This window comes from Myroides sp. LJL119 (assembly GCF_054871605.1).
This window is the reverse complement of sequence record NZ_JBTXLO010000001.1, coordinates 536,459-561,220: the sequence shown is the minus strand read 5'-3', so window position 1 is coordinate 561,220 and position 24,762 is coordinate 536,459. Positions and strand designations below refer to the sequence as shown.

Below are 24,762 nucleotides of genomic sequence, written 5' to 3'. Positions count from 1 at the left end.
TGAAATAGGATAAGCTTCCAGACAAAAAAATCATGGAAGCTTATATTATAGTTAGTTTTTATTTTTTGTAAAGGACCTTATTTTCTGCTAATTGTTCTGCAAGTAATAAAGCGTTGTATGCATTTACAATAGAACCAGAAGTAGAGATAGTCTTGAAGTTTCTAACTTCTTTATTTTTTCCTACAATTACTTGTTGATCAATAGATACTCCAGAGTCTTTTAGAATTTTCTTTACCTGGGCAGCTGTAAATTCTGGGTAATAGGCGCGTATTAATGCAGCTACACCAGCAGTATTTGGCGACGCCATAGAAGTACCTGAGTATTTGTCGTATGTATTATGAGGAACCGTTGCATAGATTTGAACTCCAGGAGCAAATACATCCACATCATAATGTCCATAGTTTGAAAAACTTGCTACCATTTTTTCACCAAGTTCTGGTGCTAGAGCTCCAACTACAAGGAAATTATCTGCAATCTCAGGTCCCATAGCTACATTGTCGTTAGGGTACCTTTCAATACCTCCAGGAACATTTAAGTCTTTTGCATCATTACCCGCAGCAACTACAATTAGGACATCTTTTGATTCTGCATATTTTATAGCATCACGAACCCATTGGCTGTTTTCCTGGTAGTATTTTCCAAAACTACCATTAATAACTTTTGCTCCATTATCAGCAGCATAACGAATACCTAAAGCAATATCTTTATCATATTCATCACCATCTGGTACTGCTCGGATTGTCATTATTTGAACAACATCTGATGCAACTCCATCACCACCTAGATCATTTCCTCTTGTTTGAGCTATAATTCCTGAGACATGTGTTCCATGAGCAGCTTGATCGCGGTCTGGGCCAATTACATTGTTGTTTCCGTATATGCGATCATTAATATCTGTAGGATTATCACCCACAATACTTCTTCCATCAAAGTCTTTATTGTAGTGATGGTTTAGTTTCCCTTCAACGCTTTTTTCATAATTAGCTACCCAATTCAATGAACGGCCATCTTTTAAAACTTTCTCAATTTTTTCTTTAGCTTGGATAATTTCTTGTGGTGCAGTCTCTGATATATTTTCTAAATCTTCAAGTGTATAGTTTTGTTTATCTAAGTATTCTGCAAGACGTAAGTTAGCACGTTGAAGCATTTGCGCTCTAACTTTTGTTTCTAATGCTTTATTTCTCTCGGTTGTATATTCCTCAAAAGCTCTTTTGTACTGTTCAGATCCATCATCTCCACGTCTAACAATACGGGTAAGTTCAACATTTTCGTGAACCGCATCACCTAGAAAATTCCAACCATGTATATCATCTACATATCCATTGTTATCATCATCTATATTATTTCCCGCTATTTCTTTTGGGTTTGTCCAAATATGATTTTTTAGATCATCATGATCAATTTCTACTCCTGAATCAATTACACCTACTATAATTTTAGCTGGAATAGGTTTATTATTTAAAAGAAGTTCATATGCTTTATCTACAGACATTCCAGGAACAGAATCCTTTTGAATATCTAGGTGACTCCAACGGTTAAAATCTTCTACACTCAATGGAATTTGCTTTTTAGAAAGGTTTTCCATGTCTGGAGTGGGGGTAAATGTTAGGTTTTTTGTTGACCCACAGCTAGCCAATGCTAAGGCTAGTGTAGCCGAAAGATAGATTGGTTTAATCAGTCTCATTATTGTTAGTTTAAAAATTGTGATGTAAAAATGTTTTAAAAAAAAGAAATATAAAGCCTTTTAAAGCGTCTTAACATTAAATTAATATATCAGCGGCTTTAAAAGTATCTTTTAGTCGTACTCCTTTTTCAGTATGTTGTAAGGTGATAATTTCATTGTGTGCATCATGTTCAAGGAAAATATACCAGTTATTGTCTGCTGCTAATTGTAAAAACTTCTGCTTTTCATCTAAAGTAAGCAACGGCCTTGTGTCATATCCCATTACATAAGCAAGGGGAATATGCCCTACTGTAGGTAGTAAATCTGCGCTATAAGCTATTGTGTGATCTTTGTAATTAATAATAGGAATCATTTGTTTTTCGGTATGACCGTCAGCAAAAAACACATCAAAACCAAGAGGAGAATCTTTTAAAATATCTAAAGATGGAGTTTGAATAAAATTTAAAGCCCCACTTTGTTCTATAGGCAAAATATTTTCGGGTAAAAAAGAAGCTTTTTCTCTTGGGTTTGGATTAGTAGCCCACTGCCAGTGTTGTTTATTTGACCAATACTTAGCATTTTTAAATGTATTTTCGTACCCCGTTTTGTGCATATTATGTTTTACAGCTCCTCCTACATGATCAAAATGCAAATGTGTTAAAAAAACATCGGTGATATCTTCAGGACTAAATCCCTTTTGTTTTAAGGACTTCTCTAAAGAGTGATCTCCCCATAGACTATAGTAGCCAAAAAATTTTTCACTTTGTTTGTCGCCCATTCCCGTGTCTATTAATATTAATTTATTACCATCTTCTATTAATAGTAAGCGAGCGGCAAGATCAATCAAATTATTATTATCTGCTGGATTGGTTCGGTTCCATATTGATTTAGGAACAACTCCAAACATTGCACCACCATCTAGCTTAAAATTTCCGCTTTCTATGCTATGTAGTTTCATAATTGACTAGTTTTTAGATTTGATACGCAAAATAAGCAAATATTGTAAGCACAACAATAAATAAATTACTTGTAGGTATAAAAAATGAAATTCACTAAGATGATTATCATTAAAAAAAATAGATGATAAGAGATTAAAAACAATTACATAAAAAATCTTTTTTTAAGCCAAAAGCATTAAAATTAATACATTACATAAAATTTATCGGTTCCTAAATAACTAGTTAATATGCCAATAGGGTTCATTTTAAATAATCATTATGCGTTTGGCTTGATAGTTTTTATTGATATTAGTATTAAAACTTCTAATCGTTATAAATATGTTAGTTACTACCATAAACCATTTTTTTATAATACCTTTGCAGATAGATTTTTAGAATTAATCTAGATTAAACAACGTATGATAAAAGTTTCAGATTTAGCAAGAAAACGCGTAGCTCTTCTTATGGAAGATGAAGGCTTTAATCCTATTGAGGATTATGTACGTGTAGGGGTAACAAGCGGTGGTTGTTCGGGTCTTTCTTATCAATTAAAGTTTGACCGAGAATTAAACGAAAATGATAAAGTTTTCGAAGATAACGGAGTTAAAATCGTTGTAGATAAAAAAAGCTTTTTATATTTAGTAGGAACAACTCTTGATTATTCAGGAGGGTTAAATGGAAAAGGTTTTTACTTTGACAATCCAAATGCAAGTAGAACTTGCGGTTGTGGCGAGAGCTTTTCGTTATAAAAGCAACAAAAAATGGAACAAACTCACACTCTTGTTCTATTAAGAATTATTATTTAACTAAGGGCATAATTATGAATTGCTTTTAAGTATTAAAATATGAGCAAGTATACAGAAGAAGATTTAAAGAAAGAATTAGAAACTAAGGAATATGAGTATGGGTTTTATACAGATATAGAATCAGAGACATTTCCTATTGGTTTAAATGAGGATGTTGTAAGAGCTATTTCTCAAAAGAAAGAAGAACCAGAGTGGATGACACAATGGCGTTTGGAAGCTTTTAGAATTTGGCAAAGTATGGAAGAGCCGGAATGGGCAAACGTAAAATATACAAAACCAGATTTTCAGGCGATCTCTTATTATTCAGCTCCAAAAAAGAAAGATAAATACGAAAGTTTAGATGAGGTAGATCCAGAGTTAATAGAAACATTCAATAAGCTTGGGATCTCAATTGAAGAGCAAAAGCGTTTAGCCGGTGTGGCTATTGATATTGTGATGGACTCGGTTTCTGTAGCCACTACTTTTAAAGAAACCCTAGCCGAGAAAGGAATTATATTTTGTTCTATTTCTGAGGCTGTTAAAACACATCCTGAATTAGTAAAGAAATATTTAGGAACGGTTGTACCACAAACCGATAACTTCTATGCTGCATTAAATTCGGCAGTGTTCTCAGATGGTTCGTTTTGTTACATTCCAAAAGGAGTTAGATGTCCTATGGAATTATCAACCTATTTCCGTATTAACCAAGCTGGTACGGGGCAATTTGAGCGTACTTTAGTTATTGCCGATCAAGGTAGTTATGTATCTTATTTGGAAGGGTGTACAGCTCCTTCAAGAGATGAGAATCAATTACATGCTGCGGTTGTTGAATTAATAGCTTTAGATGATGCAGAAATTAAATACTCAACAGTTCAAAACTGGTTCCCTGGTGATGCAGAAGGTACAGGGGGAGTTTTTAACTTTGTGACTAAGCGTGGTATTTGTGAGAAAAATGCAAAAATATCATGGACACAAGTTGAAACAGGTTCAGCGGTAACCTGGAAGTATCCTTCATGTATTTTAAAAGGAGATAACTCTATAGGGGAATTTTACTCGATTGCTGTTACTAATAATCACCAACAAGCAGATACAGGTACCAAAATGATTCATTTAGGTAAGAATACTAAGAGTACAATTATCTCTAAAGGTATTTCTGCCGGAAAATCTCAAAATAGTTATAGAGGTTTGGTATCTATTGGACCAAGAGCAGAGAATGCAAGAAATTTCTCTCAATGTGACTCTCTATTAATGGGTAATGAGTGTGGAGCACATACTTTCCCTTACATTGAATCAAAGAATTCAACTGGTCAAATTGAGCATGAGGCTACAACAAGTAAAATTGGAGAAGATCAGATTTTCTATTGTAACCAAAGAGGTATTTCAACAGAAAAAGCAATTGCATTAATTGTAAATGGTTTCTCTAAAGAAGTACTTAATAAGCTACCAATGGAATTTGCGGTAGAGGCGCAGAAGTTGTTAGAAATCTCTTTAGAAGGAAGTGTTGGATAATAATCACACAACCAAGTTAAAACTCATTCTCAAAAATTAAAAAACAATCTTATGTTACAGATAAAAAACTTACACGCAAGTGTTGAAGATAAAGAAATATTAAAAGGAATCAATTTAGAAGTTAAACCAGGAGAGGTTCATGCAATTATGGGGCCAAACGGAGCAGGGAAAAGTACTTTATCTTCTGTTATTGCCGGAAACGAGGCTTTTGAGGTAACTCAAGGTGAAATTATTCTAGATAAAGAGAATTTAGTTGAGCTAGATCCAGAGGAGAGAGCACATAAAGGAATCTTTTTATCTTTCCAGTATCCGGTTGAAATTCCTGGAGTATCAGTTACTAACTTTATTAGAACTGCTATAAATGAAACTAGAAAGGCCCAAGGTTTAGAAGAAATGCCAGCTAGTGAAATGTTAAAGCAAATAAAGGAAAAAGCTGAATTGTTAGAAATAGATAGAAAATTCTTATCACGTTCTTTAAATGAAGGTTTCTCTGGTGGTGAGAAAAAGCGTAATGAGATTTTTCAAATGGCCATGTTAGATCCTAAAATTGCCATATTAGATGAGACAGATTCGGGGTTAGATATTGATGCTTTAAGAATTGTTGCCAATGGTGTAAATAAGTTAAAAAGCAAAGATAACGCCGTAATTTTAATTACACACTACCAACGTCTTTTAGATTATATTGTACCTGATTATGTACACGTTTTATATGATGGGAAAATTGTAAAAACAGGTGGTAAGGAACTAGCATTAGAATTAGAAGAAAAGGGATACGATTGGATTAAGGACTCTTTATAGTCTATCTGATTTAATTATTCATTATTCATTTTAATCTAATTGTAAGAACATGGAACTAAAAGATAAATTAATTACGTCTTTTACAGCTTTTGACAAGGAACTAAACACAGAGCATAATGTGTTGAAACCGATTCGCTCACAAGCTCTAAAGACTTTTACTGAAAAGGGATTTCCAAGCAAGAAATTAGAGGCTTGGAAGTATACTTCTTTAAATGCAATTTTAAAACAAGAATTCTCTTTTGAGAATCAAGTAAATGGTGATATACTAGAATTAGTTAAGCCTTATATTTTACAAGAAACTGATAGTTATAAATTAATTTTTATAAATGGTGTTTTTTGCGAAGAACTTTCACAGAAATACTTCGAACCAGGGATTACCGTTTGCTCTTTATCGCAGGCTCTTAATGAACCTGAATATCAGCAAGATATTGAACAGTATTATAATCAAGTTGCTGATAAACAAGATAGCTTGACTGCTTTAAATACCTCGTTTGCTCAGCAAGGAGCTTTTATTAGTCTAGCAAAAAGTAAGGTTTTGTCAAAACCAGTACAGATTCTGTACTTTACTACTTCTGCAGATAAAGCTATCTTTGTTCAACCTAGAAACTTAGTAATAGCAAGACAAAACGCACAAGTCAGAGTATATGAGCGTCACCAGAATATTGGTCAGGCTAATAGTTTTACTAACGTAGTAACAGAAATCTTTGCAGAAAAAACAGCTCAGGTAGATTATTATAAGTTACAAGACGATGTTTTGGAGTCTTCTTTAATTGATAATACTTTTATTGATCAACAAGATAATACTTTTGTTTCTGTACATACATTTAGTTTTGGTGGAAAAGTGACTAGAAATAATTTAAACTTTTATCAAAACGGGGAACATATAGATAGTACATTAAAAGGAATTACTTTAATCGGGGGGAAACAACATGTAGATCATTATACTCTAGTGTCTCATAATCAACCAAATTGTGAGAGTCACCAGAATTATAAAGGTATTTATGATGGTAATTCGGTAGGAGTATTCAATGGAAAGATTTACGTTGATAAGATTGCTCAAAAAACGGATGGTTTTCAGCAAAGCAACAATATCTTGTTAACCGATAAAGCAACTATTTATGCCAAACCTCAACTTGAGATATTTGCAGATGATGTAAAATGTTCGCATGGTTGTACTATTGGACAACTTGATATGGAAGCATTATTTTACATGCGTCAACGTGGAATAGGCAAACAAGAGGCTAAAGCTTTACTAATGTATGCTTTTACCGATGAGGTATTAGAGTCTATAAAAATTCCAGAATTAAAGAAAAAAGTATCTTCGATTATCGGAGGGAAATTGGGAGTTTCAATGGATTTAGATCTATAAACAACTAAGCTTTAATGATAATACAATATAAAAGAGCTACTTATTTAAGTAGCTCTTTTTTTTAATATTAAAAGTAACTTCGATGTAGAATTTTAATCAAAAGATAGGGTGAAATTAATATCGTTTTAATCATTTAACTTTTACGATGGCTTACTTGTTAATCAGTATGCTGTTTAAGACTAATTACAGCCCGTTTTAGCTATTTTATTTAAACGACGCATAAGAATTAATAAATAGCATAGATAGTTTGCTAATTATAGTTTTTAAAACAAAAAAAGGGATAAGCTTATTTCTATAAAATAAGCTTATCCCTTTTCTGTAGTATTTTTAATTTAAGATTCGCAGCTGCTACAGTTAACTAAATTTGTTACCATTTCTTTAGATACACTCTGACTACGTTGGTAGTATAAAGTTTTTACTCCCAACTTCCATGCCTCAATCATTAATTTATTAACTTCCTTGATAGGTAACGCAGAAGGAATGTTTAGGTTCAAGCTTTGGGATTGATCTACATATTTTTGTCTTATGGCAGCTTGTTGTATAAGTTCTAATTGAGAAATTTCTTTAAAAGTCTTAAACACTGCTTTTTCTTCTTGGGTCAGTCCCTCTAATTGTTGAACACTACCACCAGAGAGCATTATATTTCTCCATGTCTCTTCATTGTCTAATCCTTTTTCAACCAAAAGAGCTGTAAGGTATTTATTTTTACGCATAAAATTGCCTTTTGCTAATCCTGCTTTGTAGTAGTTACTACTAAAAGGTTCAATTCCTGGAGAAGTTTGGCCCAATATTGCAGAGGAAGAAGTAGTTGGAGCAATCGCCATAGTAGTAGTATTTCTTCTACCATACCCTTTTAGTATTTCAGGCTCTCCATATATTCTTGCTAAATCTTGTGATGCTTTATCTGCTTTTGCACTAATATCTGCAAAAATTTTGTTGGTAAGCATTTTGGCTTCTAATCCTTCAAAAGGTATCATATTCTTTTGTAAATACGAATGCCAACCTAGTACACCTAAACCTAAAGCACGATGACGTTTGGCAAATCGATTAGCAGATGCTAGGTAATAATTACCTTCTGTTTTTTCAATGAACTCTTGTAAGACAGCATCTAAGAAATAGATGGCCAATTTTACAGCTTCTGTATCCTTCCATTCATCATATAACTCTAAGTTCATAGAAGATAAACAACAAATGAATGATTCATCAGAGGAAGAAGGTAACATTATCTCAGAACACAAATTACTAGCGTTAATACGCATATTAAGGTCCTTGTAGACTTGTGGTTTATTTCCATTTACATTGTCAGAAAAGAAAATATATGGCATACCTTTTTGTTGTCTACTCTCTAAAACTTTAGCCCATAAACTTCTTTTTTCTTGATCACCATCTATCATTTCTTGCATCCAATAATCAGGTATGCTAACTCCGTAGAAAAGGTTTTGAATAGGACTTCCAATGCTTTTTATTTGTAAAAATTCTTCACAATCTGGGTGATCAATATCTAAATATGCTGCAAAAGCTCCTCTACGTACACCTCCTTGAGAAATAGTGTCCATTGCTGTATCAAAAAGCTTCATAAAACTAACAGCTCCACTACTCTTACCGTTATCTGTTACAGCACTGCCTCGTTCACGTAAATTACCAAAATAACCAGATGTACCTCCACCAATTTTTGTTTGCATGATTACCTCACCAAGTTTATGCGTGATTCCTTCTATACTGTCAGGAATATGAACATTAAAGCATGAGATAGGTAATCCTCTTTCTGTACCCATATTAGCCCAAATAGGAGAACTTAAACTCATCCAACCTCTTTCTATCATTTCTTGGAAAGACTCTTTTAATTCTGGCTTATAAAGACGTTTAGCCGCAGCGGTACAAATTCTATCAATCGCACCTTCAACGGTTTCTCCTTTTAATAAATATCCTCTGTTAAGGATTTGCTCACTTTCTGAATTTTTCCACCAAAGTTTTGGATATTGAGAGTCTGTTTTTTCGTTATCTATGAGAGGTAATGTCGTATTCATATTATTTAGTATTAAGAAATAATGGATAAATGGGTAATATATTATTTAGAAAAGATCGTCTGCTGAGATACTCTTATCATGTTTGGTGTAATCCACGGGTCTTTTAGCAAAGAAATCATCAAGACTATTTGCGAAAACTTCTTCTTCAAACCATGCCATTGGCTTATATTGATCCGATGTAATGTTATAGACTTTATCTAAGCCAATTTTTACCATACTTTCATCTACTCGGAATTTCATAAAGTTTAGTAAATCCTGTTTATTTACCGTTTCAATTTCTCCGCTTTCAAATATCCAGTCTAAAATTTCACTTTCAATCTCGATAGAGTGTTTTACTACTTGATTTACGTGATCTATTAACTCTTGGTCGAAAAAATCAGGGAACTCTTTACGAATAATATCTATGATATAAATACCAGCATTAGCATGTACTTGTTCATCCACGGAGGTCCATGCTATAATGTTGCTAACGTTTTTCATCAATCCTTTAAAACGGGTAAAAGATAAAATAATAGCAAACTGACTAAACAAAGATACGTTCTCTATTAACAAGGAAAATAAAATAAGAGAAACCACATATTTTTTTCTGTTGGTAGTATCTCTAGAATTTTCAAGTACAGTAGATAAATAGTCTACACGTTTTTTGATTACTGGTATGCAAAGCAAGTCTTCAAACTCATCGTTATATCCTAAAACATCTAATAAACGAGAATAAGCTTCAGAGTGTCTAAATTCACATTCAGCAAAAGTGCTTCCTAATCCATTAAATTCAGGTTTTGGAAAGTGCAAATATAGATTTCCCCAAAAGGTTTTTACAGCTACTTCTATTTGTGCAATAGCCAGTAAACTATGTTTAATTGCAGTTTGTTCCTCCAGGCTCAAATGCGAATGGAAATCTTGTGTGTCTGCAGTGAAGTCTACCTCACTGTGTACCCAAAATGATTTATTAATAGCCTCTGTGAATGTATAAATACCAGGGTATTCAAATGGCTTGTAATTAACTCTTTTATCAAAAATAGACATAGCAACACTTTATTAAAATTATTTCTATAAGCTTTTCATTTTAACACAACTTAGTTAAAGCTTGAAATTCAAAGCAATGAACTATTAAGTAAAAATAATGCTTAACTTATGCAAAGTACAATTTGAAAATCTGAATGTCAAGCTTATTTGAATTAAAAAGGAAAATACTTATCAAATAATGTTGATAACTAAATTTGTTTTAAGTTTTGTATTTGTCAAATATTTGATGAGTCCAGTAATGGCGGTGTGTCCGTTAATTAAGATTTTTTTTAAAGAATAGTTTATAGATTTCAATGATAAAAAAATACCCTGAAAAAGTGTTTAACTTTTTTCAGGGTATTTATATGTTAACTAAAAACTAGTATCTAGTATTAGGTATTTGTATAACTATTTAAAGAGAAGCTACAATTTCTCTCCAAGATTCTAATTCAGGTACTCCAGGTTTTCTTTTTCCAAAAAACTGTACAATAATATCACCTTTATCATCAAATACTTCAATAGAGGTAACCATACCATCCTCAGTAGGCTTTCTAACTACCCAAACTTGGTCAATTTTATCCATATCTAAGTGCATGTTGAAATCTGGGTCCATTATATTGTACCAGTTTTGGTGCCACATTGTTTTATAGATTTCACCAGTATGAATTTGTATTATACCTTTGTTTCCAGTGAAAACCATAATAGGAGTTTTAGTTTCTACTGATTTCTCCAGCATAGTTACAATGGACTCTTTTGTTATTTTTTTAGCATAATCACCTTCAGGCGCTAGGCGTAAGGCTTGCGTGCGGCTTACCCTATTTTTTGCCAATAACATATAAAAATCATGGGTGTCTTTTAATTCTAACCATCCTTTAGTGAATTCCTCTTTATTTATTTGTGAATCAGGAAGTTCGGCTTTGTTTTCACTGTAAGATTCCATGGTATAGCTTGGATGTTGCTCCATGGCTTTAAAGTCTTGCACTAATTTGTCGAAAGCCTCTTGATTGCTTTGTTCAGTTAAGTAAATTTTATGTACAGCTGAACCATCTTTAGCAAAAAACTGAAGACTTTTTCTTTGTTTCCCTCTTGCTAGTTCACTTACTGAAAAAGCATATTTCCAGTGACTAAGAAAAATTCTTAAATCAATATCAGGGTTAACAAAAAGGCTTGCGTGTGGAGATGTAAAATCAGGGTTTTCATATACTCCTTTTCTTTCATGCACACATTGATCATTGCGAGTAAGAGCCATTACCTTTCCAAGAGATTCTACTTGGCTAAGGATTTCTTTAAAATCAGGAGATAATGTAGTTACTGTTTCTCCTACTTGAGTAGCAAGTAATTCCATTTCACTTACCCCAAGAGTTTGAGCTGCATTTCTTATGCGAATGTGTGGGTTTTCTTTTTTTAATTCTTCCCAGTTTTGTTTTAAAATGGTTGTTTGTGTATTCATATTTTAATTATTAGCCAAATAGTATTAGCGGGTTATTTTTTAAAGGATGTTTTGTTACTACACAGGGTAATTGATATACTTTGGTTATGATATGTTCTTGTAAAACTTCTTGAGGTTTATCATAACTTACTTTACTTCCTTTGTCAAGTAGTAAAATTTTGTCAGCATATTGACTTGCAAGATTTAGATCATGAATAATAACAATAGCTGTGTTACCTTGACTTGTAAAGTCCTTTAATAGGTTTAGTATTTTATGTTGGTGTAATACATCTAAGTTGTTTAACGGCTCGTCTAAAAATAATAGTTTGTTTTCAATATTATTATTTAATTGAGCAAGAACTCTGGCCAGGTGAACTCTTTGTTTCTCACCTCCTGAAAGGTGATTGTATTCCGTGTGTTTGTATTTACAGATATCCAAGCATTTCATTGATTCTTCAACAACCTGTTTATCCGTGTTACTAGGGTCATTTTGAAAATAGGGATATCTTCCCATAGTAACTACTTGTTCAACACTAAGGGGAATATCGGTACTGTTGGCTTGTGAAAATTTAGCTTTATGTTTTGGAAGTTCTTTATGACACCAATTATCGTAATGGCATGTTTTAAATAAAATCTCATTTCCTTTTTGCTTTACTTCATTGGCCAGTAGATTTAAAAAGGTTGATTTTCCAGCTCCATTAGGTCCAATTACTGCAATTAATTCTGATTTTTCACAGCTAAAATCTATGCCATTAATTAAATAATGCTCTTTGTATTTAAAATTTATTTTAGTTGCCTGTATCATATTAAAATTTTTTCTTGGTACGAATTAAGATGCTTATTAATACTGGAGCACCTAATATCGCAGTTAATATACCAATTGGAATTTCAGAAGGAGGTATAATACTTCTACTAATAGTATCGGATACAACAAGTAGAATAGCTCCGCAAATAAAGCCAAGAGGGAGAATTACAGTGTAATTTGAATTAAAAAGTATTCTAAGAATGTAAGGTACTATTAAACCCACAAATCCGATGCTACCCGCAAAGGCTACACTAGTTCCAACTATTAAAGCTGAAAGTAGTATAATTCTTTTTTTTACCTTTTCAACGGAAATCCCTAAGTGTTGTGCGTCTTTTTCCCCCAACATCATTGCATTTAGAGCTTTACCATAGCGAATTAGAATAAAAGCGCTTGGAAGTACTACTAAGGCTAGAATTATATTTTTATTCCAAGATGCACCTGCTAGACTGCCAAGTGTCCAAAAGCTTAAATTTCTTAACTCTTCATCGGTAGATATATAAGTTAGTAAACCAGTTGCAGCTCCACTTAAAGCAGCGATAGCAACTCCACTAAGTAGTAATAGTCCTACATTGGTTTTTGATTTAACAGTGGAGATACGATAGACAAAAACCATGGTTATCATAGCACCAACAAAACTCATTATACTTAAAAGGGAGTAGTGTAGAAGTTCTGGGATATAAGGTTTGATATAAGATCCTAAAACAATTGTGACTGCTGCAAATAAAACAGATCCGGCAGTAACCCCAATTAAATCTGGTGAAGCAAGAGGGTTTTTAAATAGCCCTTGAAGTACTGTACCAGATATAGCTAAACCTGAACCTATTAATAAAGCCATGATAACTCGTGGTAATCTTAGCTGTAATAAGATGTATCTGTCGTTTAGTGAAATTGGCATGTTGGGATCTGGGAAAATAATTTTGACCCAGGTTTGTAAAGGACTATATTCAAATTGATACACTCCAATAAACAAACATAATACACTAATAACTAAAAGAATAGAGGTTAGTACGATAATATATAAACCTAGCTTTTTTTGCATTTTTAAGGCTGTAATAATAAGTTAAGCTCTTTAACTGCTTGTCCAACTCTTGGGCCAAATCCACTTAAAAACTGACCATCCATAGCTATAATTTGTTTGTTTTTTCCAGCATTTGTTTGTTCAACTCCTTGGATTTGTAATATACCCTCTATGTTTCCAAGACTTTCTAATCCGGTTGTAAATAATAAGATATAATCCGGATTAGCCTGGATAAGAGCCTCAGGTGTTAGAGGTTTATAGTCATTAAAACCTTGTACAGCATTTTTAGCACCTGCAAGAGTTATCATAGCATCTATAGGTGTGTTTTGACCAGCAACCATCATAACTGAGGTTCCTCTTGCGTATATAAATAATACAGAAGGGGTATGTTCAAAAGGGATAATATCGTTAGATTCTTTTTCGATTTTTGAAACGATTTCAGGATAAGAAGTATTATCTAGACTTTTTGCTACTTGTTCTATCATTTTATTGGTTCCCTCTAATGAAAACTCTTGGTCAATAATCTGAACCTTAACCCCAGCATTAGATAATTGTTGTAAGGTTTGTTCATTAATATCCTTTGAGCTGGCATATACACTAGTGGGTTGCAATGCCAATATGCTTTCTGCTGATATTTTGGTAGCATGTCCAAGATCTTGGGCATTTTGTTTTATGTACTCTGGATAAGTACTTGTAACGTCTACAGCTATGATATCTTTACCGTAGTTAAGAGCTTCCAAGGTTTCAGTTATAGAACCATTTAACGATATGATTCTTTGTGTTTGGGTCTCTTGTGGAGTGTTTGATGTTTTTTGCTTTTGACAAGCTACTAGTACTAAGACTAGTAAAGATAGTAAAGTTATCTTTTTCATTATTATTCTTATTTGTTTTAAATCTAAATTAATACAAATGTAGAATCTTTTTGATTTGTTACAAAACATATTTAGATTAATTTTAAATTATTATTATGTTCTGAGATACTTAGTTATGCGTATCTTTGCTATTAAATAACCATGGAGATTCCAAAAGGTTTTATTTTTATAATTAAATGAAGAGTAATATGTTAGATATAAAAGCCATCAGAGACGACTTTCCTATTTTACAAGAAAAGGTAAATGGCAAACCTTTAGTATATTTTGATAATGCTGCGACTTCACAAAAACCAAAAGTTGTTTTAAATGCAATTCAAGAATACTACCAAACTATAAATGCAAATATTCATCGCGGAGTACATACCCTGAGTCAGCTGGCTACCGATGCTTACGAGTTAGCTAGGGAAAAGGTGAAGAATCATATTAACGCTCCACATTTACAAGAAGTTATTTTTACATCGGGAACTACCTTTGGAATTAACCTTGTTGCAAATGGTTTTGGACAGATTTTAAAACCAGGTGATGAGATTTTAATCTCCTATTTAGAGCACCATTCTAATATCGTGCCTTGGCAGTTTGCAGCACAGAAAAGTGGGGCTTCATTGAAAGTAATTCCAATGAACGAAAAAGGAGAATTAGTTTTAGATGAATTAGATTCTTTATTGACTCAAAACACTAAAATTGTCGCAATAACCCATACCTCGAATGCTTTGGGTACTATAAACCCTATTAAAGATATTATTGAAAAAGCTCATAGCGTTGGAGCAGCTGTTTTGATTGATGGTGCACAGGCAACACCACATTTAAAACCTGATATGCAAGATTTAGATTGTGATTTTTATGTGTTTTCAGGACATAAAATATGTGGTCCCACAGGAACTGGGGTTTTATACGGTAAAGAGAGCTGGTTGAATCAACTACCACCTTATCAAGGAGGGGGAGAAATGATAAAGACCGTTACTTTTGAACATACTACATATGCTTGTTTACCACATAAATTCGAAGCAGGGACTCCTAATATTGCGGGCGGGATTGCTTTAGGATTTGCTATTGATTATTTAAATCAAATAGGTTTGGATAAAATACAAGCTTATGAAGATGAATTATTGCAATATGCTACTCAACAACTTTTGCAGATTCCAGGTTTGAAAATTTACGGTACAGCACAACATAAAGCAGCGGTGATCTCCTTTAATTTACAAGGGATTCATCCATATGATGTTGGGGTGATTATTGATAAATTAGGTGTTGCTGTTCGAACTGGTCATCACTGTACTCAACCTATTATGGACTTTTTTAAAATACCTGGAACAGTGCGTGCTTCTTTCAGTTTTTACAATACCAAGCAAGAAATTGATATTCTTGTGCAGGCAGTAAAAAAAGCACAAGAAATGCTATCTTAAAACAAAAAAACATACAAAAATAATATATAATATGACAATCAAAGAAACACAATTAGAGATCATTGACGAGTTTTCTATGTTTGACGATTGGATGCAGCGATACGAATACATCATTGACTTAGGGAAGAGTTTGCCTTTAATTGATTCTAAATATCAAATTGAGGAAAACTTAATTAAAGGATGTCAATCTCAAGTATGGCTACACGCAGAACAAAAAGATGGAAAAATCTTTTTTACAGCTAACAGTGATGCGATTTTAACAAAAGGAATAATAGCTATTTTAATTCGTGTTTTTTCAGGACAATCAGCTCAGGATATCGTTAATGCGGATTTGGATTTTATTGATAAGATCGGTTTAAAAGAGCATTTATCGCCAACGAGAGCCAATGGGCTTGTGTCAATGATCAAACAAATTAGAATGTATGCTTTAGCCTACCAAGCTAAAAATTAATATCAAAGTAATAATCTTATGCAAGAAATAGATGTACAACAACTAGGAGAGAATATCGTTTCGGTTTTAAAATCAATATATGATCCCGAAATTCCTGTAGATATATATGAATTAGGCCTTATTTATGATGTTTTTGTAAATGAAGATCACGATGTAAAGATTTTAATGACATTAACCTCGCCTAATTGTCCAGTAGCGGAGTCTTTACCTATGGAGGTAGAGGAGAAAGTAAAGTCAATAGACCAGGTTAAAGATGTGGAAGTTGAATTGACTTTTGACCCAGCTTGGTCAAAAGATTTAATGAGTGAAGAGGCAAAATTAGAACTAGGAATGTTATAATTATGGAAGGAGAAATCGTAAATAAAGTTGCCAATAGTATTTTAAAGGTTTTTGATCTAGAGGATTATTACCCAGTTAATGCTAGAATGGAAATAGATATTGCCCAGTGGCTTTATGAAGGGTTTGTTCTTCGTGAAAAAGAGTTTAGAACGTATTTAAAACAATTTGATTGGTCTGTGTATAAAGATGCCTATGTAGGACTTTTTTGTTCAACAGATGCTATCCTGCCACAATGGGCTTATATGCTTGTAACCAGTCACCTTCAGGGAATAGCGAAAGAAGTCTTTTTAGGAAATATGGAAATGGTAAATCAAAGTATTTACCATGATATTATAAATAAAATAGATTTTAGTATCTACCAAGACTTACCGGTAATTATAAAGGGTTGTTCTAAACATCCAATTCCCGAGCAAGCATACATTCAAGCTACGCAAGAAATGATTAAATATGCAAGGTCGGTGATGTTTGGTGAGGCTTGTTCGGCTGTGCCAATTTTTAAAAGATCCCTTAAATAATTAACGTTATTTTTGGAACTCTTTAGTTAAGTAACTAATTTTGGAGGCAAATAATACTGTTATGAAAAAACTTATTTTTTGCCTTTTAGGGCTATTTTCTACTTTAGCTATTCAAGCTCAGGATTCTGAAGTTCAAAAACCATGGAAAAGTAGTGGTAACGTTGGAATTTTGTTAAATCAATCTAGTTTTTCAAATTGGCAAGCAGGTGGAGATAACACTGTTTCTGGTAATTTGAATGTAAATTATGATATTAATTATGCCAAAGAAGATTGGACTTGGGATAATAAAATTCAAGTTAACTACGGTTTAACTAAGTTAAAGGGGGAGCAAGAAAAGAAAACGAATGATCGTTTGGAGATTAATTCTCTTTTAGGAAAACAAATGCAAGGCAATTGGTATTACTCTGCTTTTGCTAACTTTAAGACTCAGTTAGATACTGGTTATGATAAAGATGGAATTAGTAATTCACACTTTATGTCTCCTGCTTACTTGCAAATTGGTCCAGGTTTACTTTGGCAAAAGTCGGAAAATCTAAAAGTTAATATCGCTCCTGCAACTTCGAGATTCATTATGGTTCATAAGCATTTTACGGAGTTTCATGACTCTTTTGGGGTGAAGCAAGGTAAAACATTGGAATACCAATTAGGTATGTCTTTAAGTGGTTATTACAAATTAAATATTATGGAAAATGTTTCCATGGAAAATATTATTAATTTGTATTCGAATTATCTGGATAAGCCCGGAAACATTGTTTTAGATTATCAATTAAATATTGTAATGTCTATAAATAAGTACTTATCGACAAACTTCACTTTTCAAACAATTTATGATGATCAAGCCTTTAGTGGTTTTCAAATTCGAGAGATGTTAGGTGTAGGAGTTAATTTTACATTCTAGAATTAAAGTTAAAATTTAAAATAAAAAGCAAACCCCCAGAGATTTCTCTGGGGGTTTGCTTTTTATAATAAATGAATACCTTTTTCATGAGCATCTTTTTTGACATGTTCTGGCCAAATACTTGCTTGAACCTCGCCAATATGTTTTTTCTTTAATAAGAACATACAGATTCTAGATTGGCCCAAACCTCCACCGACTGAAAGTGGTAGTTGATCGGTTAGAAGTAAGTTATGATAAAATAAGTTACTTCTATCTTGTAAGGATTCTAGCTCTAATTGATGTAATAAAGCTTGTTTATCTACTCTAATCCCCATGGAAGATAGTTCGATGGATTGTTCACGTAATTCATCCCAAACAAGAAGGTCACCATTTAGACCTAGATAATTATCTTGATTTTTAGTACTCCAATCATCATAATCGGCAGATCTTTTATCATGCGGCTGACCATTACTAAGATTTGCACCAATACCTATTATAAAAACTGCACCATAGTCTTTTGCAATAGCGTGTTCTCTTTGTTTTGGTGTAAGTTCTGGATATTTATCTAAAACTTGTTGTGCATATATAAAGGTAACTTTTTCTGGTAAAACTGGCTTGATAGCTAATTCTTGATATACGATTTGTTCTGTTTGTTTTAAACTTTGATAGATTCGATTTACTACATCTTTTAAATAGGAAATATTTCTGTGATGTTTGGTTATTGTTAACTCCCAATCCCACTGATCTACATAAATTGAGTGAATGTCACTTGTGCTTTCATCTGGTCTTAAGGCCTTCATATCTGTTAGAATTCCTTCTAAAGGGTCTAAATTTAATTCTTTGAGTCTAATTCTTTTCCATTTAGCCAAAGAGTGCACTACTACGGCACGATTGTCATTTAAGAATTTTACAGGGAAGGAAACTGCACGCTCTTTTCCACTAAGATCGTCATTGATTCCTGTTCCTTCTCTTACAATCATTGGGGAAGATATGGGGTAAAGGTTTAGGGCATCGCATAACTTTTTAGAAAAGGTCTGTTTTACTAAAGCTATGGCTTTCTCGGTTTGTAAAATTTCTTTTTTACTCATGATAAATTTAGATATGATTTATAATTGGAATGTTTTTGAAAAAAATAGGCATAAAAAAAAGCCCCTTTTATTAAAAGGAGCTTTTAAACGGATAATGAAATAATATATAATTAACTTAAATCAAAAACAATAGCAAGCCCCTTTGGATTGTATACACAATTCAAATTATTATTAGCGTTATTATTGTTTAATGATTGATACATATAATCTTTTTATGATTAGGGTAAAAGTAATAAAATTTTTATAACTAGCATTTAAAAAAGCTAATATTATTTAAATTTCTTCATGATCGATATCCAAAGGGCCTTCACTGGCTTGTAAATGATCATAATCTGGATACAGAAAATCGTTATAAGGAAACCTTGTTACATGTATTTCTCTTACGGCTTCGTATACTTTTTTTCTCAACTCTTCAAAATTATCTTTTTGGGTTGCTGAAATAAATACGGCATTATCTTGCCCAACTTTATTCATCCATGTTCGTTTCCAGTCCTCTATGGTATTGTGTTTAGATGTACGCTCGGTTATTAAATCATCTTGTTCGATTGTTTCATGTTCATAAGCATCTATTTTGTTGAAAACCATTAGGGTAGGTTTATCTATGGATTTTATATCTTTAAGAATTTGGTTAACCGATTCAATATGATTCTCAAAGTCATGATGTGAGATATCCACCACGTGAATTAATAAATCTGCCTCACGAACCTCATCTAAGGTACTTTTAAAGGATTCTACTAATTGTGTAGGTAGCTTTCTAATAAAGCCAACTGTATCGGAAAGTAAAAAAGGAAGATTACCAATAACAATCTTTCTAACGGTAGTATCTAATGTAGCAAATAATTTATTTTCTACAAATACTTCACTCTTTCCAAGGGCATTCATTAGAGTCGATTTTCCAACGTTGGTATATCCCACTAAAGCAACTCGAACCATAGCTCCACGGTTTCCTCTTTGAGAGGCCATTTGCTTATCGATAACTTTTAGTTTCTCTCTTAGTAGGGTAATTCGATCTCTAACTATACGTCTGTCTGTTTCAATTTCTGTTTCTCCAGGACCTCTCATCCCAATACCTCCTCGTTGACGTTCTAAGTGAGTCCACATTCCAGATAATCTTGGTAATAAATACTGAAATTGCGCAAGTTCTACTTGTGTTCGGGCATACGAGGTTTGTGCTCTTTGTGCAAAAATATCGAGTATCAAGTTGGTACGGTCTAAGACTTTACAGTCTAGAATTCTAGATATGTTTTTTTGTTGAGCAGGTGTTAATTCGTCGTCAAAAATTACCGTATGAATATTATTTTCTACGATATACTGATGTATTTCCTCAATTTTTCCTGTTCCTACAAAAGTTTTAGGATTTGGTTTTTCTAATTTTTGTGAAAAACGTTTAAAAACTTGTCCTCCAGCAGTAAAAGTTAAAAACTCTAATTCATCTAAATACTCTTGTAACTTGGCTTCATCTTGGTCTTTTGTAATAATGCCAACTATTACAGAACGTTCAAAATTTGTTTCTTCTCTTTCAATCATAGAACTATGTATATATTACAAAATTAGTAAAAATGTAAGACTGTATAACAAAGGTATTAAATTTGTGTGTAATTATATTTTTTGTGGCTTATTTAATATTTCACTGTATTAATTTAAGTTTTATTTATAATTTAATGAGTTGCTTTTGCTTAACTTGCTAAAACATTGGTATGTTTATTGTAGTTAGTATATAAGTTTATTTAAAAAATTAGAATTATGCAAATTAAAAAATATATAGTACTTGTTTTTGCATTTGTTAGTTTTTTGCAAGTGCAGGCACAAAAAACCACGGTAACAGCAAACAGTTATGATATAAGTGATAATTTAGACCTACAAGCTGTAGCATCTATATTTGGAGACTCGAGTGATTTAGCTGATTTCGAATACCGTTTAAATGATCCTAAGTCTAGAATATCCAATTTAGATTTAAATAACGACGGATATGTAGATTACTTAAGAGTAGTTGAATTAGTTGAAGGCAATACACACCTTATTGTAATTCAATCTGTCTTGGGACAAGATATGTATCAGGATATTGCGACCATTGAGGTGGAAAAGCAAAAAAAACGTGGTAATGTGTATATACAGGTAGTTGGAAACTCATTTCTTTATGGGCCCAACTATATTTATGAGCCTGTATATGTTTCTAGGCCACCCATTTTTTCATTATTTTGGACTAATTCCTATAGACCATATTATTCTTCCTGGAATTGGGGTTATTATCCAAGTTACTATTATAATTATAACCCTTATGCGACTAATATTTATATAGGTCATATACATAACCATATTAATTACAATAACAATTATTTATATCACCCTTATAGATATAGTAACAGAGCAAGAACTCTATATAAGAATAATCGAAATGATTATTATGAACGTCAATATCCAGATAGAGATTTTAGAACTAAATACAAGGATGCTAATTATGTAAACCATTACGATAGATATAATTCAGCAACTAGTAGAAGCTCTTACGCTGTTAAATCAAGTTCAAATAACCGTACGCCAGTTACTGATTCGGATAGAAATCCTTATTATTCTAACGGTAGTTCTTCTTCTAGTTCTAGTAGAACTTCTTATACTAGAGATACTAACTCAAATGGATCTAGTGCCTCTACAAATAGTCGTGGAAATTACTCAAGTAATACTAGCTCGAATACAAGTAGATCTTCTTACTCAAGTGGTAACACAGGTTCCTATTCATCTAGTCCTAGTTATTCTCGAGGAACTACTAGTTCATCCTCAGGATATACTAGAAGTTCAAGTGGAAATAGTACAAGTAGTAATATAAATTCTAGTAGAAGTTCTAGCTCAAGAAGCTCTTATAGTGTGCCTGCTAGTTCTTCTAATTCTAGAGGCTCTTATAGTAGCCCTTCTAGTTCAAGAAGCTCTTATAGTAGTCCTTCTAATTCTTCTAATTCAAGCAAGTCTTCAAGAACAAGTAGTGGATCCTCTAGATCTAATTCTGGAAGCTCTAACAGTAGTAGGAGTTCTTATTCAAGATAATTTTGTTAGATACAATTTGATAGTATTTGGTGGATACAATTCATTGTGTCCACCTTTTTTATTTTAATTACTCAAATAATACAAGATTACTGAGTAGTTTTTATGTATAAAGCCCCTTGATTAGAGTTATCGATTTTCTCGTAAGTAGTTTGATATATGTATCATCGGATAAATCGTTGAAAATCCTTTTTTTAAATTAAATCTATTTTTACTTCTAATTCTAATTCTTAAGACTTTGGGTTAAAGGGAATTTATTTAAAATAAAAAAGTCGGAAGTTTTATCCCTCCGACTTTTTATAGTTTTTTATGTAAGTTTTTTACTTGAAAATATCATTTAAAACATCAGCTAAGCGAATACCTCCTTTTAGTAGGGAATCCTCTATGGTGTCTTTAAAATCATAATGATATCCGTAGCTTAATGAACTACTATTATCGTCTTGTACACTAGCATAAAGTTGTTCTGCAACATTATAGGATTCAAAAATCCAATCATTTAAATTTCCTTTAGAAATTTCTTTGTTATATTTCTTTCCATGTACATCTAATACTGTTGCATATTCTGTATAGCTATACTTGTCAAAATCTACTAAAGCAGAATCCCACAAAGAGTGTAAATTAGTTGGTTTTCTAAACCATTCTACTTTTACTCTATTTCCTCCTAAATCTTCAGGTCTTCCTACGTGCATTGGTTGATGAAGATCTCCAATAATATGAATTAAGAAATATAATTTTTGTTGTTTTTCTTCTAGGGTTAAATCTTTATTTTTTAACTCATCGATTAGTAGCAAAGCTCTTTTGTAAGCATTTGCATCAGTGGATTGTTCCAAAGCAATATCAAAAGCTTGTCTATCTAATCCCCCTGGCATATTAACATAATGCCAACCGTCTGCAAATTTAAAGCTTGGATCTGATTTTATAAAATCAGGCCAGTTTGCCCAATATGCTAATTGTTGATCACCAATGATTTCTTTTAATTGTTTTTTAGCCTTTTTACTTAAGTTTCGTTGTGCAATTTCTGCTACAACTCTGTGTCCAGTTGTCCCCCATGCAAAAACATTTGATGTCTGTAATGTAAATAGTGCTGCTATTACAAAAAATAAGATTTTCTTCATTTTAAATTATTGTTCGTTAAATAATGCTTTTAATTCTATAGCATCACTAGGTAGCATTTTACCTGCGATAACTAAGCTTAATTGTTTTCTTCTAAGTGCTCCTAAAAAGCGCTCTTTTTCGAGTTTGGTCTCTGGAATAATTTCCGGAACAACAACAGGGTGTCCTGTATCATCAACAGCTACAAAGGTATATATTGCTTCGTTGGCTTTTATTTTGTTTCCAGATTCTCGATCTTCAATCCAAACATCAAGGTAAACTTCCATAGAAGTATTAAAAGCTCGCGATATTTTCGCCTCCACACTAACTACACTTCCAAGAGGAATAGGTCTATTAAATGCTACGTGATTTACAGAAGCAGTTACACAAACTCTTCGAGAATGACGTCTAGCGGCTATACCAGCTGCTCTATCCATACGTGCAAGTAGCTCTCCACCAAACATATTGTTTAAGGGATTCGTTTCACCGGGTAAAACTAAATCGGTCATTAAGGTTGCCGATTCTGATACTAATTTAGCTTCCATTTATAAATTTTCCACAAATATAATGACATTAAACAAAAAATCCCTTAACTTTTGGTTAAGGGATTAAGGTTTAACTTTTATTGTACTAAAATCCAAGCATCTTTGTTGGATTTCTTATGTATTTTCCTAAGCTCACTTTGAGCAGATTCCTTGTCTGTAAAGCCCCCGTATGCAACAGGATACATTCCATACTTACTTCTAGGAAGTACTAGTGCGTGGTCATGACCTGATTCTTTTAACTTTTCAGCTTGGGAATTTGCAGCGTCTTGATTTCTAAAAGCACAAGCTATGATATAATACGGTGTAGCCAGGGGAGTCTTATCTTGTTTTTCAACTACAGGTAAGTTTACAACCTTTGCTGTGGGCTCGATAAAAAATGTAGCCTGTTGAATTTGATTTTCTAGTTGTACCTGTACTTTCTTTTGTATTTCTAAATCTTGGTAATTTTTATAGGAATCATATCCATTTTGAAATAAAAAGTAACCAACGCCCGTTAAAATAGCTACACTAGCTACATAGGGTAGTAGATTATATTTTGGTTTTAACTTAACTGTTTTTTTATTTGAAACTACCGGTAATGATCTATCAATTCGAAAAGCTGTTACTGCACTCAACCCAAAAGAAGTTTTTTTAAAACTTGAATCACCAGCGGGCGAGAACATTAAAACGTTATCTTCTAAAAGTTGTATCTCTCCTATTTGATCCAAGTTTAAGTGGCCAAGAGTTTTTAAATCTTCCATCCACTTAGATGTTTGTTGATATATTAAATCTAGAGCTTGTTCGTACGAGATTTTCATATCTGATGCGATATGATGTGCAAGAAGACCATCATTGTAAATAATATTGACATTAAAAGAAAGTCTTCTAAAGGGAGGAAAGAAGGCATCGGCTTTCTCATCGTAGTAAGCAGGCTGATTCTGCGTTAAAAATGCCCCAAAGCCTGGGACTACCACACATTGATAACGAAACATTAAATCCGATATGTATTTTTCTATCCTCATAATTACAAAATTACACCATTGCATTTATAAAACAAATAAATATATAACAATAATCTCATTATTACTTTATTAGCTCTTTATTTTTAAAAAAAACATCTGGTATTTCCAGAAAATTTTAAAGCAAATTACAAATACGAAAGTAAGTAACTAACTAATGTAAAAATAAGGGATTAAAAAAAACCACCTAAAAATAGGTGGTT

General features: G+C 32.7%; 23 protein-coding genes. 10 read left to right on the top strand and 13 right to left on the bottom strand.

Annotation, left to right across the window (positions count from 1 at the left end):
- Positions 1-58 precede the first annotated feature (58 nt).
- Positions 59-1,684, bottom strand: coding sequence for a S8 family peptidase (locus ACYSNV_RS02505; RefSeq protein WP_461760981.1), 1,626 nt, complete (start codon positions 1,682-1,684; stop codon positions 59-61).
- 76 nt (positions 1,685-1,760) lie between these two features.
- Positions 1,761-2,621: an MBL fold metallo-hydrolase gene (locus tag ACYSNV_RS02500; protein ID WP_461760980.1), complete on the bottom strand. Its 861-nt coding sequence runs from the start codon at positions 2,619-2,621 to the stop codon at positions 1,761-1,763.
- Between the two features lie 399 nt (positions 2,622-3,020).
- On the opposite strand from ACYSNV_RS02500, the gene ACYSNV_RS02495 reads away from it, so the two are divergent.
- The 4 genes from ACYSNV_RS02495 to sufD all read left to right on the top strand — a co-directional run bounded on the left by ACYSNV_RS02495 (position 3,021) and on the right by sufD (position 7,062).
- Positions 3,021-3,350 carry a HesB/IscA family protein gene (locus tag ACYSNV_RS02495; protein ID WP_461760979.1) on the top strand — a complete coding sequence of 110 codons (330 nt, stop codon included), beginning with the start codon at positions 3,021-3,023 and terminating at the stop codon, positions 3,348-3,350.
- Between the two features lie 96 nt (positions 3,351-3,446).
- A complete protein-coding gene (gene sufB, locus ACYSNV_RS02490) occupies positions 3,447-4,895 on the top strand; it encodes a Fe-S cluster assembly protein SufB (RefSeq protein WP_461760978.1) in 1,449 nt (482 codons plus the stop codon).
- Between the two features lie 51 nt (positions 4,896-4,946).
- Positions 4,947-5,693, top strand: a complete 747-nt coding sequence (gene sufC / locus ACYSNV_RS02485; protein ID WP_461760977.1) for a Fe-S cluster assembly ATPase SufC — start codon at positions 4,947-4,949, stop codon at positions 5,691-5,693.
- A gap of 49 nt (positions 5,694-5,742) precedes the next feature.
- Positions 5,743-7,062, top strand: coding sequence for a Fe-S cluster assembly protein SufD (sufD, locus tag ACYSNV_RS02480; protein ID WP_461760976.1), 1,320 nt, complete (start codon positions 5,743-5,745; stop codon positions 7,060-7,062).
- A gap of 332 nt (positions 7,063-7,394) precedes the next feature.
- Here sufD and ACYSNV_RS02475 read toward each other — a convergent pair whose 3' ends face one another.
- The 6 genes from ACYSNV_RS02475 to ACYSNV_RS02450 all read right to left on the bottom strand — a co-directional run bounded on the left by ACYSNV_RS02475 (position 7,395) and on the right by ACYSNV_RS02450 (position 14,215).
- Positions 7,395-9,089: a ribonucleoside-diphosphate reductase subunit alpha gene (locus ACYSNV_RS02475; protein ID WP_461760975.1), complete on the bottom strand. Its 1,695-nt coding sequence runs from the start codon at positions 9,087-9,089 to the stop codon at positions 7,395-7,397.
- Between the two features lie 45 nt (positions 9,090-9,134).
- Positions 9,135-10,112, bottom strand: a complete 978-nt coding sequence (locus ACYSNV_RS02470; RefSeq protein WP_461760974.1) for a ribonucleotide-diphosphate reductase subunit beta — start codon at positions 10,110-10,112, stop codon at positions 9,135-9,137.
- Between the two features lie 391 nt (positions 10,113-10,503).
- Complete coding sequence (locus ACYSNV_RS02465) at positions 10,504-11,541, bottom strand: hemin-degrading factor (protein WP_461760973.1); 1,038 nt, start codon at positions 11,539-11,541, stop codon at positions 10,504-10,506.
- A 10-nt stretch (positions 11,542-11,551) separates the two neighbouring features.
- Positions 11,552-12,325: a heme ABC transporter ATP-binding protein gene (locus ACYSNV_RS02460; protein WP_461760972.1), complete on the bottom strand. Its 774-nt coding sequence runs from the start codon at positions 12,323-12,325 to the stop codon at positions 11,552-11,554.
- Between the two features lies 1 nt (position 12,326).
- On the bottom strand, positions 12,327-13,364 hold the full coding sequence (locus ACYSNV_RS02455; protein WP_461760971.1) for a FecCD family ABC transporter permease: 1,038 nt from the start codon (positions 13,362-13,364) through the stop codon (positions 12,327-12,329).
- 2 nt (positions 13,365-13,366) lie between these two features.
- Positions 13,367-14,215 (bottom strand): heme/hemin ABC transporter substrate-binding protein, encoded by an 849-nt coding sequence (locus ACYSNV_RS02450; RefSeq protein ID WP_461760970.1) that lies wholly within the window; start codon positions 14,213-14,215, stop codon positions 13,367-13,369.
- Positions 14,216-14,403: 188 nt separating this feature from the next.
- Between ACYSNV_RS02450 and ACYSNV_RS02445 the strand changes: the two genes are divergently transcribed.
- From ACYSNV_RS02445 to ACYSNV_RS02425, 5 genes are all read left to right on the top strand, one after another.
- Positions 14,404-15,618, top strand: a complete 1,215-nt coding sequence (locus ACYSNV_RS02445) for an aminotransferase class V-fold PLP-dependent enzyme (RefSeq protein ID WP_461760969.1) — start codon at positions 14,404-14,406, stop codon at positions 15,616-15,618.
- Between the two features lie 31 nt (positions 15,619-15,649).
- The gene (locus ACYSNV_RS02440; protein ID WP_461760968.1) at positions 15,650-16,069 is read left to right on the top strand and encodes a SufE family protein; all 420 of its coding nucleotides are present in this window, start codon (positions 15,650-15,652) and stop codon (positions 16,067-16,069) included.
- 18 nt (positions 16,070-16,087) lie between these two features.
- Positions 16,088-16,408, top strand: a complete 321-nt coding sequence (locus tag ACYSNV_RS02435) for an SUF system Fe-S cluster assembly protein (protein ID WP_461760967.1) — start codon at positions 16,088-16,090, stop codon at positions 16,406-16,408.
- 2 nt (positions 16,409-16,410) lie between these two features.
- The gene (locus ACYSNV_RS02430; protein WP_461760966.1) at positions 16,411-16,923 is read left to right on the top strand and encodes a DUF2480 family protein; all 513 of its coding nucleotides are present in this window, start codon (positions 16,411-16,413) and stop codon (positions 16,921-16,923) included.
- Between the two features lie 61 nt (positions 16,924-16,984).
- Positions 16,985-17,821, top strand: a complete 837-nt coding sequence (locus ACYSNV_RS02425; protein ID WP_461760965.1) for a DUF3078 domain-containing protein — start codon at positions 16,985-16,987, stop codon at positions 17,819-17,821.
- Positions 17,822-17,883: 62 nt separating this feature from the next.
- Here ACYSNV_RS02425 and asnA read toward each other — a convergent pair whose 3' ends face one another.
- Together asnA and hflX are read right to left on the bottom strand one after the other, a co-directional pair.
- Positions 17,884-18,888: an aspartate--ammonia ligase gene (gene asnA, locus ACYSNV_RS02420; RefSeq protein ID WP_461760964.1), complete on the bottom strand. Its 1,005-nt coding sequence runs from the start codon at positions 18,886-18,888 to the stop codon at positions 17,884-17,886.
- Between the two features lie 273 nt (positions 18,889-19,161).
- The gene (hflX, locus tag ACYSNV_RS02415) at positions 19,162-20,415 is read right to left on the bottom strand and encodes a GTPase HflX (protein ID WP_461760963.1); all 1,254 of its coding nucleotides are present in this window, start codon (positions 20,413-20,415) and stop codon (positions 19,162-19,164) included.
- A gap of 216 nt (positions 20,416-20,631) precedes the next feature.
- Between hflX and ACYSNV_RS02410 the strand changes: the two genes are divergently transcribed.
- A complete protein-coding gene (locus ACYSNV_RS02410; RefSeq protein WP_461760962.1) occupies positions 20,632-21,927 on the top strand; it encodes a hypothetical protein in 1,296 nt (431 codons plus the stop codon).
- A gap of 317 nt (positions 21,928-22,244) precedes the next feature.
- Here ACYSNV_RS02410 and ACYSNV_RS02405 read toward each other — a convergent pair whose 3' ends face one another.
- The 3 genes from ACYSNV_RS02405 to ACYSNV_RS02395 form a co-directional block, all read right to left on the bottom strand.
- Positions 22,245-23,039: a S1/P1 nuclease gene (locus ACYSNV_RS02405; protein ID WP_461760961.1), complete on the bottom strand. Its 795-nt coding sequence runs from the start codon at positions 23,037-23,039 to the stop codon at positions 22,245-22,247.
- Between the two features lie 6 nt (positions 23,040-23,045).
- Positions 23,046-23,561: an acyl-CoA thioesterase gene (locus ACYSNV_RS02400; RefSeq protein ID WP_461760960.1), complete on the bottom strand. Its 516-nt coding sequence runs from the start codon at positions 23,559-23,561 to the stop codon at positions 23,046-23,048.
- Between the two features lie 77 nt (positions 23,562-23,638).
- On the bottom strand, positions 23,639-24,562 hold the full coding sequence (locus ACYSNV_RS02395; RefSeq protein ID WP_461760959.1) for an HU domain-containing protein: 924 nt from the start codon (positions 24,560-24,562) through the stop codon (positions 23,639-23,641).
- Positions 24,563-24,762: the final 200 nt, after the last annotated feature.

Bases quoted from the DNA above. Each gene is read 5' to 3' on its own strand.
- ACYSNV_RS02460 (WP_461760972.1), bottom strand. From the start codon at position 12,325: ATGATACAGGCAACTAAAATAAATTTTAAATACAAAGAGCATTATTTA.
- sufC (WP_461760977.1), top strand. From the start codon at position 4,947: ATGTTACAGATAAAAAACTTACACGCAAGTGTTGAAGATAAAGAAATA.
- ACYSNV_RS02445 (WP_461760969.1), top strand. From the start codon at position 14,404: ATGTTAGATATAAAAGCCATCAGAGACGACTTTCCTATTTTACAAGAA.
- ACYSNV_RS02450 (WP_461760970.1), bottom strand. From the start codon at position 14,215: ATGAAAAAGATAACTTTACTATCTTTACTAGTCTTAGTACTAGTAGCT.
- ACYSNV_RS02500 (WP_461760980.1), bottom strand. From the start codon at position 2,621: ATGAAACTACATAGCATAGAAAGCGGAAATTTTAAGCTAGATGGTGGT.
- ACYSNV_RS02495 (WP_461760979.1), top strand. From the start codon at position 3,021: ATGATAAAAGTTTCAGATTTAGCAAGAAAACGCGTAGCTCTTCTTATG.
- ACYSNV_RS02465 (WP_461760973.1), bottom strand. From the start codon at position 11,541: ATGAATACACAAACAACCATTTTAAAACAAAACTGGGAAGAATTAAAA.
- ACYSNV_RS02505 (WP_461760981.1), bottom strand. From the start codon at position 1,684: ATGAGACTGATTAAACCAATCTATCTTTCGGCTACACTAGCCTTAGCA.
- ACYSNV_RS02470 (WP_461760974.1), bottom strand. From the start codon at position 10,112: ATGTCTATTTTTGATAAAAGAGTTAATTACAAGCCATTTGAATACCCT.
- hflX (WP_461760963.1), bottom strand. From the start codon at position 20,415: ATGATTGAAAGAGAAGAAACAAATTTTGAACGTTCTGTAATAGTTGGC.
- ACYSNV_RS02410 (WP_461760962.1), top strand. From the start codon at position 20,632: ATGCAAATTAAAAAATATATAGTACTTGTTTTTGCATTTGTTAGTTTT.
- ACYSNV_RS02400 (WP_461760960.1), bottom strand. From the start codon at position 23,561: ATGGAAGCTAAATTAGTATCAGAATCGGCAACCTTAATGACCGATTTA.
- ACYSNV_RS02475 (WP_461760975.1), bottom strand. From the start codon at position 9,089: ATGAATACGACATTACCTCTCATAGATAACGAAAAAACAGACTCTCAA.
- ACYSNV_RS02405 (WP_461760961.1), bottom strand. From the start codon at position 23,039: ATGAAGAAAATCTTATTTTTTGTAATAGCAGCACTATTTACATTACAG.
- ACYSNV_RS02435 (WP_461760967.1), top strand. From the start codon at position 16,088: ATGCAAGAAATAGATGTACAACAACTAGGAGAGAATATCGTTTCGGTT.
- sufB (WP_461760978.1), top strand. From the start codon at position 3,447: ATGAGCAAGTATACAGAAGAAGATTTAAAGAAAGAATTAGAAACTAAG.
- asnA (WP_461760964.1), bottom strand. From the start codon at position 18,888: ATGAGTAAAAAAGAAATTTTACAAACCGAGAAAGCCATAGCTTTAGTA.
- ACYSNV_RS02425 (WP_461760965.1), top strand. From the start codon at position 16,985: ATGAAAAAACTTATTTTTTGCCTTTTAGGGCTATTTTCTACTTTAGCT.
- ACYSNV_RS02455 (WP_461760971.1), bottom strand. From the start codon at position 13,364: ATGCAAAAAAAGCTAGGTTTATATATTATCGTACTAACCTCTATTCTT.
- ACYSNV_RS02430 (WP_461760966.1), top strand. From the start codon at position 16,411: ATGGAAGGAGAAATCGTAAATAAAGTTGCCAATAGTATTTTAAAGGTT.
- ACYSNV_RS02440 (WP_461760968.1), top strand. From the start codon at position 15,650: ATGACAATCAAAGAAACACAATTAGAGATCATTGACGAGTTTTCTATG.
- ACYSNV_RS02395 (WP_461760959.1), bottom strand. From the start codon at position 24,562: ATGAGGATAGAAAAATACATATCGGATTTAATGTTTCGTTATCAATGT.
- sufD (WP_461760976.1), top strand. From the start codon at position 5,743: ATGGAACTAAAAGATAAATTAATTACGTCTTTTACAGCTTTTGACAAG.